Source organism: Micromonospora sp. NPDC005197 (assembly GCF_040608295.1).
In the GTDB taxonomy this organism is placed as follows: Bacteria; Actinomycetota; Actinomycetes; order Mycobacteriales; family Micromonosporaceae; genus Micromonospora.
Window position 1 is genome coordinate 1 of sequence record NZ_JBEXHY010000070.1, and the last position, 13576, is coordinate 13576.

The window sequence follows — 13576 nt, forward strand, 5'->3', positions numbered from 1 at the left end:
AACGCCCTGTCCGTGCAGGGCAAGGACATCAGCGTGGACGCCATGGCCAAGGAGATGGGCACCACCGAGGCCGGCACCAACAGCATCAACGACATCACGCCGGTGCTGAACAAGGAGACCGGTAAGAACGACGCGTACCACAGCGTCGAGATCAGCAAGCCCGACGCCGACGCCACGCAGACCGACCAGCTGCGCGCCGACATTGTCAAGACCGTCGACGACGGTCGGGCGGTGGTGGCGAACATCGCGGGCACCAGCGTCGACACTGATGGCAACACCCACTCGTTCGAGGGCGGGCACTACATCAGCGTCGTGGGTTACCGCGACAACGGTGACGTTGTGCGGATCGCTGATTCGGCCGATGCGAACACGGCCGCGTACGACATCACGGTCGAGCACCTCGCTGACTGGATCGCCACCCGCGGCTACGCCTCCAGCTGAGAACCACACACCGACAAGGGCCGGACCCCACCACAGGGGCCCGGCCCTTTCGGCATGCAGTCAGTCGGTCGCGAGGACGGCCAGGATCTGCTCGCCGTACTTGGCGAGCTTGTTCTCGCCGACCCCGCCGACCCGCGACAGCTCGGCCAGCGAGGTGGGCGCGTCACCCGCGATCTGCCGGAGGGTGGCGTCGTGGAAGATGACGTACGCCGGGACGCCCTGCTCCTTGGCGGTGGCCGCCCGCCAGGCGCGCAGCCGCTCGAAGACCGACGCGGCCGCCGGGGTGAGCTCGGCGACGACGGTGGCCGACCCGCGCGGCTTCGACGACCGGCTCGACGCGGGCCGCTCCGGCTCGCGGCGCATCGTGACGGTGCGGCGGCGGCCCAGCACGTCGGCGCTGGCCTCGGTCAGCGCGAGGGTGCCGTAGTCGCCCTCCACGGCGAGCAGCCCCTCGGCGAGGAGTTGCCGGACCACGCCCCGCCACTCGGCCTCGCTCAACTCCGTGCCGATGCCGAAGACGGTCAGCGAGTCGTGACCGTACTGGCTGATCTTGTCGGTCTGCTTGCCGAGCAGGATGTCGATGCAGTGCCCGGCGCCGAACCGCTGGTTGCGCTCGCGGTCGAGGCGGAACACGGCGGAGAGCAGCTTCTGGGCGGCCACGGTGCCGTCCCACGACTCCGGTGGGTTGAGGCAGGTGTCGCAGTTGCCGCAGGCCGTCGGGGTCGTCTCGCCGAAGTACTCGAGCAGCTGCACCCGTCGGCAGCGGACCGTCTCGCAGAGCGCGAGCATCGCGTCCAGGTGTGCGGCGAGGTTGCGCCGGTGCGCGAGGTCGCCGTCGGACGTCTCGATCATCTTGCGCTGCTGGACCACGTCCTGCAGGCCGTACGCCAGCCATGCGGTGGACGGCAGCCCGTCGCGGCCGGCGCGGCCGGTCTCCTGGTAGTAGCCCTCGACGGACTTGGGCAGGTCGAGGTGGGCGACGAAGCGCACGTCGGGCTTGTCGATGCCCATGCCGAAGGCGATGGTGGCCACCATGACCAGGCCGTCCTCGCGGAGGAAACGTTGCTGGTTGGCGGCGCGGGTGGCCGCGTCCAGACCGGCGTGGTACGGCAGCGCGGCGACGCCGTTGGCGACGAGGAACTCGGCGGTCTTGTCCACCGAGGCGCGCGACAGGCAGTAGACGATGCCGGCGTCGCCGGGGTGCTCGTCGCGCAGCAGGGCCAGCAGCTGCTTGCGGGGCTCCCGCTTGGGCACGATCCGGTACTGGATGTTGGGCCGGTCGAAGCTGGCCACGAAGTGCCGCGCGTCGTCGAGCGCCAGCCGGCTGGCGATCTCGGTGCGGGTGGCGCTCGTCGCGGTGGCGGTCAGCGCGATCCGGGGGACCTGCGGCCAGCGCTCGTGCAGCATCGACAGCGCCAGGTAGTCGGGCCGGAAGTCGTGCCCCCACTGGGACACGCAGTGCGCCTCGTCGATCGCGAACAGGGAGATGCGCCCCCGGTCCAGCAGGGCGAGGGTGGACCGGACGCCGAGCGCCTCGGGCGCCAGGTAGAGCAGGTCCAGTTCGCCGGCGACGAACGCGGCCTCCACCCGCCGCCGGGCGTCCAGGGTCTGGGTGGAGTTGAGGAAGCCGGCGCGGACACCGACCGCGGTGAGCGCGTCCACCTGGTCCTGCATGAGCGCGATCAGCGGGGAGACGACGACCGCGACACCGTCGCGGACCAGGGCCGGGATCTGGTAGCACAGCGACTTGCCGCCACCGGTGGGCATCAGCACCAGCGCGTCGCCACCGGCGACGACATGGTCGATGACCTGCTGCTGGAAGCCGCGGAAGGCGTCGTAGCCGAACACCCGGCGCAGCACCGGCAGCGCGTCCTCGGTACGCAGGTCGGTGGGGGAAGCCATTCGCGGAGTCTACGAGCCGACCCCGACACCGCTCGCCCGGCGCACCCGGGCACACCGGACGAGCGTGCGGTCAGCTGGGCCGGTTGGCCAGGCCGCGCGGCGGGGCCTTCATCCCGACGACGATGTCGACGATCTCGATGTAGCGGGCCTTGGCCCCCATCCGGAACGCGGTGGCCGCGGCGTTGATCTCCTCGAGGGTGTCGGCCTCCACCATCGTCACCTGGTCGTACTTCCCGTTGACCCCGGTGCAGACGACGTGGGTGAGCTGCTTGGCGAAGCGGCCCAGATCCCGTGCGTGCTCGGCGGAGACCTCGTGGATGCCCTCCCGGCCGAGGGCGAAATACTCCGGACTGATCCGCATAAACAGGAAACCGACGTACTTGTTCTTGTCCGCCAGATCGTGCATCGCACCCTCCCAGATGTCGGCCTTGACCTGCGGCGATCACGAGGAGCGTATAGATGATTACTGATCGTTATCAAGGGCGGAGGCTGTCGGGAGGGCGACCCGCGGTCCCCGGGTGCGGACGCGCCCGACCCGACGCCGGCCGGCGGGATAGAGTCGCTGATTGACCAATCGCGGCCGATGGCGGCCGCGGCGCCACGGCTTGGGGGTACGGGTGAGCGAGGCGCACACAGCCGGTGACGGGCAGCCGGCGGCCGAGTCGGAGACCACCCTGGTGGTGGTCACCGGGCTGTCCGGTGGTGGTCGCAGCACCGTCGCCCGGGCGTTGGAGAACGTCGGCTACTACGTCGTGGACAACCTGCCACAGGCGCTCATGCTCGACATGGCCGAGTTGGCGTTCAAGGCCGGCGGCGCGGCCCGGCGTACGGCCATGGTCCTGGACGTGCGCTCGCGGGCCTTCTCCACCGACCTGGCCGGGGCGATCCGCGAGCTGAAGGAGCGGGGCTTCTCGCCGCGGGTGGTGTTCGTCGACGCCGACGACGAGGTGCTGATCCGGCGTTTCGAGAGCGTTCGGCGTTCGCACCCGTTGCAGGGCGACGGGCGGCTGGCCGACGGCATCGCCGTGGAGCGCGGGCTGTTGGAGGAGGCCCGCGACCAGGCCGACGTGATCATCGACACCAGCCACCTGAACGTCAACCAGCTGCGCCGGCGCATCGAGGAGCTGTTCGGCGGCGAGGACGCCCGCCGGCTGCGGGTCACCGTGCTGTCGTTCGGCTTCAAGTACGGCCCGCCGCCGGACGCCGACTTCGTGCTGGACGCCCGGTTCCTGCCCAACCCGTACTGGGTGCCGGAGCTGCGCGAGCACACCGGGCGGGAGGAGGCGGTCAGCGCGTACGTGCTGGGTCAGGAGGGCGCGGACGCCTTCGTCGCCTCGTACGCCGACCTGGTCAACGCCACCACCACCGGGTTCGAGCGGGAGGGCAAGCGGTACCTGACGGTCGCCGTGGGCTGCACCGGCGGCAAACACCGCAGCGTGGCCATCGCCGAGGAGCTGGCCGGTCGGCTGCGCCAGTCGGGGCTGGCCGCCAACGCGCAGCACCGCGACCTGGGGCGGGAATGACGGCGCGTCGGGTGGTCGCGTTCGGCGGAGGGCACGGGTTGTCCGCGTCGCTGCGTGCGCTGCGTCACTGCGCCCCCGAACTCGACCTGGACATCACCGCGGTGGTCACGGTCGGTGACGACGGCGGTTCCAGCGGCCGGCTGCGCGCCGAACGGGGCGGCCTGCCCCCGGGTGACCTGCGCCAGGCGCTGGTGGCGCTGGCCGGAGACCACCCCGCCACGCGACGCAGCGCCGGGCTGTTCCAGCACCGCTTCGCCGCCGTGCCGGCGCTCGGCGTACCCCCGGACGGCGGGACCGACGCGGACCCGGCGGCGGCGGGCGGCCCGGAGCCGCGCGGCGCGGACCCGACGGCGGCGCGCACCGACGGCCTGGCCGGGCACGCGGTGGGCAACCTGGTGCTCTGCGGTCTCATGGAGCTGCTCGGCGACCCGGTGGCCGCGCTGGAACACGCCGGGGCCATGCTCGGCACGGTCGGCCGGGTCCTGCCGATGTCGCGCCAGCCGGTCGGCATCGAGGCGCGGGTGCGCGGCGCCGACCCGAGCGCCCCCGACGAGGTGCGCACCGTACGCGGTCAGCACCAGGTGGCGGTCACCACCGGGCGGGTCGAGTCGCTGCGCCTCACCCCGGCCGCCCCGGCGGCCTGCGCCGAGGCCCTGGCGGCGATCGCTGCGGCGGACTGGTTGATCTTCGGGCCGGGCAGCTGGTACACGAGTGTGCTGCCGCACCTGCTGGTGCCGCAGCTGGCCGACGCGATCGTGTCCAGCTCGGCCCGGCGGCTGGTCACGCTGAACCTGGCCGCGGAGAAGGAGACCCTCGGCCTCTCGGTCGCCGATCATCTGGCGGCGTTGCGCTGGTACCTGCCCGAGCTCAAGGTTGATCTCGTGCTCGCGGACGCCAAGGCGGTGGGTGACCCTGAACCGGTCGAACGTGCGGCAGAATCGCTGGGTGCCCGCCTGGTCCTCGCCCCCGTCGCCGTCATCGACGGCACTCCCCGCCATGATCCGGCTGCCCTGGGCGCCGCGCTGGTGCCTGTCCTGGGCGCCGATCGTTAGACACGTACGTAATCTCCGGCGACACGCCGGAACAGGTCCGTGAGGGGACGCACAATGGCGATGACGGCTGCGGTCAAGGACGAGCTGAGTCGGGTCGACGTGCCCAAGCCCTGCTGTCGGCGGGCGGAGATGGCGGCGCTGCTGCGCTTCGCCGGCGGGCTGCACATCGTCTCCGGCCGGGTGGTGGTGGAGGCTGAGCTGGACACCGGCGCGGTGGCGCGTCGGTTGCGCCGGGAGATCGCCGAGGTCTACGGCTACCCCAGCGAGATCCACGTGCTGGCGTCCGGTGGGCTGCGCAAGGGCAGCCACTTCATCGTCCGCGTGGTCAAGGACGGTGAGGCGCTCGCACGGCAGACCGGCCTGCTGGACGTGCGCGGCCGGCCGGTGCGCGGGCTCCCTCCGCACGTGGTGGCGGCCAACGTCTGCTGCGCGGTCTCGGCATGGCGGGGCGCGTTCATGGCGCACGGCTCGCTCACCGAGCCCGGCCGCTCCAGCGCGCTGGAGATCACCTGCCCGGGGCCGGAGTCGGCGCTGGCGCTGGTCGGCGCGGCCCGGCGGATCGGCATCACCGCGAAGAACCGGGAGGTGCGCGGGGTGGACCGGGTGGTGGTCAAGGACGGCGACGCGATCGCGGCGCTGCTCACCCGCATCGGCGCGCACTCCAGCGTGCTGGCCTGGGAGGAGCGCCGGGTCCGCCGCGAGGTGCGGGCCACCGCCAACCGGCTGGCCAACTTCGACGACGCCAATCTGCGCCGCTCGGCGCGCGCCGCCGTCGCCGCCGCCGCCCGGGTGACCCGGGCGCTGGAGATCCTGGCCGAGGAGGCGCCCAACCACCTGACCGACGCCGGGCGGCTGCGCCTGGAGCACCGGCAGGCGTCGCTGGAGGAGCTGGGCGCGCTGGCCGAGCCTCCGCTGACCAAGGACGCCATCGCCGGACGGATCCGCCGTCTGCTCGCGCTGGCCGACAAGCGGGCCCGGGACCTCGGCATCCCGGATACCGAAGCGGCCGTCACGCCCGACATGCTCGTGGTCTGATAGGACGGTGGGGCCGTACGGTGCGCCGGGAGCACGACCCGGCGCGGCGTGGTCTCACGCGCTCGGATAAGGTCGCTGAGTACGGCAAGGGGGCCGACACGGGCACTCCTCGTCGTGCTTACCGCCTCGGGCGGTCAGGTCCTCAGACCGCGGCGGGGTGCCGAGACGAACCGTCAACGGCCGGCTCCAACGGTCGGCGCACACCACTCCGCCGGCCCGTTGTCTGAAGCCGGCAGACCAGAACGCGAGGAGATGGGACCTGTGACCATCCGGGTTGGCATCAACGGCTTCGGCCGAATCGGCCGGAACTTCTTCCGGGCAGTGCTGGCGTCCGACGCCGACATCGAGGTCGTGGCGGTGAACGACCTGACCGACAACGGCACGCTCGCCCACCTGCTCAAGTACGACAGCATCCTCGGTCGCCTGCCGTTCGAGGTCAAGGCCACCGCCGACGAGATCACCGTCGGTGGCAAGACCATCAAGGCGTACGCCGAGAAGGACCCGGCGGCGCTGCCGTGGGGTGAGGTCGGCGCGGACGTCGTCATCGAGTCGACCGGCTTCTTCACCGACGCCACCAAGGCCAAGGCGCACGTCGACGGCGGCGCCAAGAAGGTCATCATCTCCGCTCCGGCGAAGAACGAGGACGTCACCGTCGTCATGGGTGTCAACCACGACACCTACGACCCGGCGAAGCACACCATCATCTCCAACGCCTCGTGCACCACCAACTGCCTCGCGCCGATGGCGAAGGTCCTGCACGACACGTTCGGCATCCAGCACGGTCTGATGACGACGATCCACGCGTACACCCAGGACCAGAACCTGCAGGACGCCCCGCACTCCGACCTGCGCCGCGCCCGGGCCGCCGCGCTGAACATCGTGCCGACCTCGACCGGCGCCGCGAAGGCCATCGGCCTGGTGCTGCCGGACCTGAAGGGCAAGCTCGACGGGTACGCGCTGCGGGTGCCGATCCCGACCGGCTCGGTCACCGACCTCACCGTCACCGTGGGTCGTGAGACCACCGTGGACGAGGTCAACGCCGCGCTGAAGGCCGCCGCGGACGGCCCGCTCAAGGGCATCCTCGTCTACAACGAGGACCCGATCGTCTCCACCGACATCGTCACCGACCCGGCGTCGTGCATCTTCGACGCGCCGCTGACCAAGGTCGTCGGCAACCAGGTCAAGGTCGTCGGCTGGTACGACAACGAGTGGGGCTACTCCAACCGCCTGGTCGACCTGGTCAAGCTGGTCGGTTCGTCGCTGTGAGCATCCGGACCCTCGACGACCTGCTCGCCGAGGGGGTGTCGGGTCGGCGCGTGCTGGTGCGCGCCGACCTGAACGTCCCGCTCGACAAGCAGACCGGTGCGATCACTGATGACGGACGCATCCGCGCGGTGCTGCCGACGCTCGGCGCGCTGGTCGAGGCCGGCGCGAAGGTGGTCGTCTGCTCGCACCTGGGCCGCCCGAAGGGCACGCCGGACCCGCAGTTCAGCCTGAGCCCGGTCGCCGGGCGGCTCGGTGAGCTGCTCGGCGCTCCGGTGCACTTCGCCACCGACACGGTCGGCGACTCGGCCCGCTCCACCGTCGCGGGCCTGGCCGACGGCCAGGTCGCCCTGCTGGAGAACCTGCGCTTCAACGCCGGTGAGACCAGCAAGGACGAGGCCGAGCGGGGCGCCTTCGCCGACCAGCTCGCCGCGTTCGGCGACGCGTACGTCGACGACGCGTTCGGCGCCGTGCACCGCAAGCACGCCAGCGTGTACGACGTGCCGGCGCGGCTGCCGCACGTGGCCGGCCGGCTGGTGCTGCGCGAGGTCGAGGTGCTCGGCAAGCTGGCCGGCGACCCGGAGCGCCCGTACGTCGTGGTGCTGGGTGGTTCCAAGGTCTCCGACAAGCTGGCGGTGATCGAGGCGCTGCTGCCGAAGGTCGACCGGCTGCTCATCGGCGGCGGGATGTGCTTCACGTTCCTCAAGGCCCAGGGCCACGAGGTGGGCACCTCGCTGCTGGAGGAGGAGATGGTGGAGACCTGCCGCAACCTCCTGGAGCGCTCCGAGGGCAAGATCATGCTGCCGGTCGACGTGGTGGCCGCGACCGCCTTCTCCCCGGACGCCGATCACGACGTCTTCCCGGCGGACGGCATCCCGAGCCACCGGATCGGGCTGGACATCGGCCCGGAAACGGTCGCCGGCTTCGCCGCCGCCCTGAAGACCTCCGCGTGTGGAGATCCCGGAAACGCGCGGACGATCTTCTGGAACGGGCCGATGGGCGTGTTCGAGATGGCGCCCTTCGCCGCGGGCACCCGGGGCGTCGCCGAGGCCATCGCCGATTCCGACGCGTTCAGCGTGGTCGGCGGCGGTGACTCGGCGGCCGCGATCCGGCTCCTCGGCCTGGATGAGAAGGCGTTCGGGCACATCTCCACCGGCGGTGGCGCCTCCCTGGAGTACCTGGAGGGCAAGACCCTCCCCGGCATCGCGGCCCTGGAGAACTGAGCATGGCGAGCACGACCCGCCGGCCGTTGATGGCCGGCAACTGGAAGATGAACCTCAACCACCTCGAGGCCAACCTGCTCGTGCAGAAGCTGGCCGCGAGCCTCACCGAGAAGCAGCTCACCGAGGTCGAGACGGTCGTGCTGCCGCCGTTCACCGCCCTGCGCACCGTGCAGACGGCGGTGGACGGCGACAAGCTGCTGATCGGCTACGGCGGGCAGGACCTCTCCCCGCACACGGCGGGCGCGTACACCGGGGACATCTCCGGCGTGATGCTCGCCAAGCTCGGCTGCACGTACGTGGTGGTCGGGCACTCCGAGCGGCGGGCCTACCACCACGAGGACGACGGGTTGGTCAACGCGAAGGTGAAGGCGGCGCTCACGCACGGCCTGACCCCGATCCTCTGCGTGGGGGAGGGGCTGGACATCCGCGAGCAGGGCACCCACGTGGCGCACTGCGCCGACCAGCTCGACGGGGGCCTCGCCGGGCTCACCGCCGAGCAGGTGCGCCAGGTCGTCATCGCGTACGAGCCGGTCTGGGCGATCGGCACCGGCAAGACCGCGACGCCCGAGGACGCCCAGGAGGTCTGCGGTGCGGTTCGCCAGCGGCTGGCGGAGCGCTTCGACGCCGAGACCGCCGACGCGGTTCGGATCCTCTACGGCGGGTCGGTCAAGGCGTCCAACGTCGCCTCGATCATGGCTCAGCCGGACGTGGACGGGGGCCTGGTGGGCGGCGCCAGCCTGGACGCCGAAGAATTCGCGCAGATCTGCCGGTTCCCCGAGCACATCGCTCGCTGATCGCTCGCTATCCTGGACACCGCCCGTCCACCGGCCGGTGCCACCGTGCCCGACCTGTCCGGGCGAGGATCGCTACGAGAGGACTCCCCCCAGCCATGCCGATCTGGTTCGCATACACGTTGATCGTGTTGCTGGTCATCACGAGCATCCTGCTCACCATGCTCATCCTGCTGCACCGCGGTAAGGGTGGCGGGTTGTCGAGCATGTTCGGCGGTGGCGTCAGCTCCAGCCTCGCCGGCTCCTCGGTGGCCGAGAAGAACCTGGACCGTTACACCGTTCTGGTGGGTGTCGTCTGGTTCGCGGCGATCGTCGGGCTGGGGCTCTGGCTCCGTCTCCAGTTGAACAGCGGCTCCTGAGCAGGCCCGCGAAGTCGTACAATCTGCGCGCGGTCCGTCACTCGACGGGCCGCGCGCAGTCTTTCTCCGCTGCACCGCGTCGCCCGCCGCCCATCCCCGACGGCGGCGGGTCCCCTCCGACGACAGGAGCGAGCAGCCGTGCCCAGTGGCAACGTCATCCGCGGCGCCCGCGTCGGGTCCGCACCCATGCGCCCGGACGAGCGGCACCAACCCGCACCCCGACAGGACGTCACCTACTGGTGTCGCAACGACCACCAGACCGACATCCGGATCGCGGCCGACGCCACGGCGCCGCCGCTGTGGGACTGCCCCCGCTGCGGGCTCCCCGCCGGTCTGGACGCGCAGAACCCGCCCGGACGGGTCCGCGCCGAGCCCTACAAGAGCCACCTGGCGTACGTGAAGGAGCGGCGTACCGCCGAGGAGGGCGAGGCGCTGCTGGCGGAGGCGCTCGCCGCGCTGCGCCGCCGCCGGGGCGAAAGTTAGGCAAGGGCCCCACGTCGGGGCCCTTCCCGTCGTTCAGCGCAGGCTACGCAGCCGGGCGGGCACGTCAGCGGCCGCCGCGCGGTCCAGCAGCCAGCGGGTACGGTCCACGCCGTGCACCCCGGCGGCCGGCAGCTGCACCGGGCCGGCGCCGGCCAGCGCCATGCCCACCGCACGTGCCTTGTCGGCGCCGCCGGCCACCAGCCAGACCTCCTCGGCGGTGTTGATCGCCGACAGGGTGAGCGTGGTCCGCACCGGCGGCGGCTTCGGGCTGCCCCGCACCGCGCTGACCGGCCGCGTCTCGTAGTGCACCGGGTGCCCGGGGAAGACCGACGCGACGTGCCCGTCCTCGCCGACACCCAGCATCAGCACGTCGAAGTGCGGCAGCGCGGCGTGCCCCGGCCGGGCGGCGCGGGCCAACTCGTCGGCGTACGCGGCGGCGGCCGCCTCGGGGTCGTTGCCGGCCGGGCCGTCGGAGGCCGGCATGGGATGCACCCGGGCCGGGTCCAGCGGCACCACGTCCAGCAGGGCGGCGCGGGCCTGGGTCTCGTTGCGCTCCGGGTCGCCGGCGGGCAGGAACCGCTCGTCACCCCACCACACGTCGACCCGGGACCAGTCCACCGCGTCGCGGGCCGGCAACTGCGCCACCGCCCGGTACACGGCCGCGGCGACGCGCCCACCGGTGAGCACGATCGCGGCCTCACCCCGGTCGGCCTGCGCGTCGAGCAGCTTCACCAGCAGCCGGGCCGCCACGGCCTGCGCCAGCAGGTCGGCGTCGGCGTGGACGGCGACACTCGCCTCACTCATGGGTTGTGCCTTCGTTTCCCGACCGCTGGGCGGTCGCTGTCGCGTCGTCTCCGGGCCGGTACGCCCAGAGGTGCTCCGGTGGAGGGCCGGAACCATCCCGGCCCTCCCGTTCGTCGTGCTGCGGACGTTCCGGCTCAGCTCTCGCCGCTCGTGCCGGTGTGCGCGGTGACCCCGGCCTCGGCGCGCTGGGCCGTGGCCGGATCCTTCCAGACGTGCACCCGCTGCGGGGGGCGCTGTTCCAGACCCCGCAGCCCGGCGGTCGCGCCCAGCGCCTCCGCGTACACCTGGTCCGCGTCCAGCCGGCGCAGTTCCTCGGCCAACTCGTCGCCGAGCGGCCGACGGACCAGCGGCAGGGCCCGGTCGTCCTGACCGGTCCGCCGGAACACCGCCAGGCTGTCCTCGCGGGTCAGCGTCAGGCGGTCGCCGTTGGCGCAGGTCAACTGCACCTCCCGCATCCGGGGGAACTCGTTGGTGTCGACCCGGCGCGGGGTGATGCCCAGCCGGCTGGACAGCCAGCCGACCATCAGCGCCGCCGTCGGGTCGGTGGGCGGCGCGACGACGGTCGCCTCGGTGACCTTCGCCTCGGTGGTGTCGAACGCCCCGGCGACCAGGGTCCGCCACGGGGTGATCCGGGTCCACGCCAGGTCGGTGTCACCCGGGGCGTAGTCCCGGGCGCGCTGCCGCAGCGCCTCCACCGGGTCCGTGGCCTGCGCCGTGTCGGTGATCCTCCGGTCGGCGACCACCCCGAGGAAGTCGGTGGCGATCTCCGCCGGCGGTTCGCCGTGCCACCAGGTGACCACCGGCACGTCCGGCACCAGCAGCGGCATCACCACCGACTCCGCGTGCAGGGCGAGCCGCCCGTACAACCGGGTGACCACCGCCTCGCAGGGGCCGAGTCGGCCACCGACCACGATCTCCGCGTCCAGTCGGTTGCGTTCCCGCTCGATGTCGGAGCGGACCACGACCACCAGCCGGCACGGGTGGGCGGCGGCGGCGATGGTCGCCGCCGCCTCCGCCTCGCGGACCCGCTTCTCGTCCACCACCACGATGAGGGTGAGCGCCATGCCGCTGGCCACACCACCGGCGCTGCGCCGCTCGGCAGCCAGCGCCTTGACCACCTCGTTGCCGGTGGTGTCCCACAGCCCGATCATGCTCTTCTCCAAGCGCGGCCCTCGCGGGCCAGCATCTCGTCGGCCGCCCGCGGCCCCCACTCGCCGGCGCGGTACGGCTCCGGCGTGGTGCCCTCCCAGGCGTGCTCCAGCGGGTCGATCACCTGCCAGCTCTGCTCGACCTCGGCCGCGTCCGGGAACAGGGTGCGGTCCCCGATCAGCACGTCCAGCACCAGCCGCTCGTACGCCTCCGGGCTGGACTCCGTGAACGCCTCGCCGTACTGGAAGTCCATCGCGATGTCGCGGACTTCCATGGTGGTGCCCGGCACCTTCGAGCCGAACTTGAGCACCACGCCCTCGTCCGGCTGCACCCGGATGACGAGCTGGTTGTTGCCCAGCGACTCCATGTCGGCGTCGTTGAACGGCAGGTGCGGCGCCTTCTTGAACATGATGGCGACCTCGGTGACCCGCCGGGGCAGCCGCTTGCCGGCCCGGATGTAGAACGGCACCTCGGCCCAGCGCCGGTTCTGGATGCCGAGCCGCACCGCCACGTACGTCTCCGTCGTGGAGTCGGGGGGTACGCCCTGCTCCTCCCGGTAACCGACCGCGCGTTCGCCGCCGACCCAGCCGGGCAGGTACTGGCCGCGGACGGTGTCCCGGGCGACGTCCTTCGGCAGGGTGATGGCCTTGAGCACCTTCAGCTTCTCGGCGCGGATCTCGTCGGCGTCGAAGCTCGTCGGCTCCTCCATGGCCACCAGCGCCAGGAGTTGGAGCAGGTGGTTCTGCAGCACGTCACGGGCGGTGCCGACGGTGTCGTAGAAGCCGGCCCGGCTGCCGATGCCGACGTCCTCGGCCATGGTGATCTGCACCGAGTCGACGTACTTCGAGTTCCACAGCGGCTCGAACAGGTTGTTGGCGAACCGCAGGGCCAGGATGTTCTGGACGGTCTCCTTGCCCAGGTAGTGGTCGATCCGGAAGACGTCCTGGCGGGTGAACACGTCGTCGACGAGGTCGTTGAGCGCCTTCGCCGACGGCAGGTCGTTACCGAACGGCTTCTCCACCACCACCCGGCGCCAACCGCCGGACTTCTCGTTGTCGGCCATCCCGGTGCGGGCCAGTTGCTTGAGCACGACGGGGAACGCGGCCGGGGGGATGGAGAAGTAGAACGCCGCGTTGCCGGCGATGCCGTGACTCTGCCGCAGGTCGTCCAGCGTCGAGGCGAGCTGGTCGAAGGCCGCGTCGTCGTCGAACGACCCGCCGACGAACTTGATGTTGCCGGCCAGTCGCGCCCACACCTCGTCCCGCCACGGGGTACGGGCGTGCTTCTTCGCCGCCTCGCACGCGAGGGTCTCGAAGTCGCCGTCACCCCAGTCGCGGCGGGCGAAGCCGAGCACCACGAAACCGGGCGGCAGCAGGCCCCGGTTCGCCAGGTCGTAGACCGCCGGGAGCAGCTTCTTGCGGGCCAGGTCGCCGGTCACCCCGAAGATCACCAGAGCGCACGGCTCGGGGATCCGGGGCAACCGGCGGTCCTGCGGGTCGCGTAGCGGGTTCGTCGAGCCACCTTCGGTTCGCGCCTCCGGGGCTCGCAACC

14 protein-coding genes are annotated in these 13576 nt (G+C 71.9%); 9 read left to right on the plus strand and 5 right to left on the minus strand.

All coding sequences use genetic code 11. From position 1 onward, the window contains the following. The coding region (locus ABZU46_RS21115; protein ID WP_354860364.1) for a C39 family peptidase at positions 1 to 441 on the plus strand (441 nt) is incomplete at its 5' end. 60 nt (positions 442 to 501) lie between these two features. Here the strand turns inward: ABZU46_RS21115 and recQ are convergent. Both recQ and ABZU46_RS21125 read right to left on the minus strand, forming a co-directional pair. Further along, positions 502 to 2343, minus strand: a complete 1842-nt coding sequence (gene recQ, locus ABZU46_RS21120; protein WP_354860365.1) for a DNA helicase RecQ — start codon at positions 2341 to 2343, stop codon at positions 502 to 504. 70 nt (positions 2344 to 2413) lie between these two features. Then, positions 2414 to 2749, minus strand: a complete 336-nt coding sequence (locus ABZU46_RS21125; RefSeq protein ID WP_354860366.1) for a hypothetical protein — start codon at positions 2747 to 2749, stop codon at positions 2414 to 2416. 211 nt (positions 2750 to 2960) lie between these two features. On the opposite strand from ABZU46_RS21125, the gene rapZ reads away from it, so the two are divergent. From rapZ to ABZU46_RS21165, 8 genes are all read left to right on the plus strand, one after another. Further along, the gene (gene rapZ / locus ABZU46_RS21130; RefSeq protein WP_354860367.1) at positions 2961 to 3866 is read left to right on the plus strand and encodes an RNase adapter RapZ; all 906 of its coding nucleotides are present in this window, start codon (positions 2961 to 2963) and stop codon (positions 3864 to 3866) included. Next, positions 3863 to 4918, plus strand: coding sequence for a 2-phospho-L-lactate transferase CofD family protein (locus ABZU46_RS21135; protein ID WP_354860368.1), 1056 nt, complete (start codon positions 3863 to 3865; stop codon positions 4916 to 4918). Before rapZ ends, ABZU46_RS21135 begins: the two co-directional genes overlap by 4 nt. A 54-nt stretch (positions 4919 to 4972) precedes the next feature. Then, on the plus strand, positions 4973 to 5953 hold the full coding sequence (gene whiA, locus ABZU46_RS21140; protein WP_354860370.1) for a DNA-binding protein WhiA: 981 nt from the start codon (positions 4973 to 4975) through the stop codon (positions 5951 to 5953). A 261-nt stretch (positions 5954 to 6214) separates the two neighbouring features. Next, positions 6215 to 7219 (plus strand): type I glyceraldehyde-3-phosphate dehydrogenase, encoded by a 1005-nt coding sequence (gene gap, locus ABZU46_RS21145; RefSeq protein WP_354860371.1) that lies wholly within the window; start codon positions 6215 to 6217, stop codon positions 7217 to 7219. Next, on the plus strand, positions 7216 to 8439 hold the full coding sequence (locus ABZU46_RS21150) for a phosphoglycerate kinase (protein WP_354860373.1): 1224 nt from the start codon (positions 7216 to 7218) through the stop codon (positions 8437 to 8439). The genes gap and ABZU46_RS21150 overlap by 4 nt, the downstream gene beginning before the upstream one ends. Before the next feature lie 2 nt (positions 8440 to 8441). Then, positions 8442 to 9233, plus strand: a complete 792-nt coding sequence (tpiA, locus tag ABZU46_RS21155) for a triose-phosphate isomerase (protein ID WP_354860375.1) — start codon at positions 8442 to 8444, stop codon at positions 9231 to 9233. 95 nt (positions 9234 to 9328) lie between these two features. Next, positions 9329 to 9589 (plus strand): preprotein translocase subunit SecG, encoded by a 261-nt coding sequence (gene secG / locus ABZU46_RS21160; protein WP_354860376.1) that lies wholly within the window; start codon positions 9329 to 9331, stop codon positions 9587 to 9589. A 138-nt stretch (positions 9590 to 9727) separates the two neighbouring features. Next, positions 9728 to 10072, plus strand: a complete 345-nt coding sequence (locus ABZU46_RS21165) for an RNA polymerase-binding protein RbpA (RefSeq protein WP_354860378.1) — start codon at positions 9728 to 9730, stop codon at positions 10070 to 10072. Between the two features lie 33 nt (positions 10073 to 10105). Here the strand turns inward: ABZU46_RS21165 and pgl are convergent, their stop codons facing one another. The 3 genes from pgl to zwf all read right to left on the minus strand — a co-directional run bounded on the left by pgl (position 10106) and on the right by zwf (position 13574). Beyond that, the gene (gene pgl, locus ABZU46_RS21170) at positions 10106 to 10876 is read right to left on the minus strand and encodes a 6-phosphogluconolactonase (protein ID WP_354860379.1); all 771 of its coding nucleotides are present in this window, start codon (positions 10874 to 10876) and stop codon (positions 10106 to 10108) included. 134 nt (positions 10877 to 11010) lie between these two features. Beyond that, positions 11011 to 12027 (minus strand): glucose-6-phosphate dehydrogenase assembly protein OpcA, encoded by a 1017-nt coding sequence (locus ABZU46_RS21175; protein ID WP_354860381.1) that lies wholly within the window; start codon positions 12025 to 12027, stop codon positions 11011 to 11013. Beyond that, positions 12024 to 13574 (minus strand): glucose-6-phosphate dehydrogenase, encoded by a 1551-nt coding sequence (gene zwf / locus ABZU46_RS21180; RefSeq protein WP_354860403.1) that lies wholly within the window; start codon positions 13572 to 13574, stop codon positions 12024 to 12026. The genes ABZU46_RS21175 and zwf overlap by 4 nt, the downstream gene beginning before the upstream one ends. Positions 13575 to 13576 lie beyond the last annotated feature (2 nt).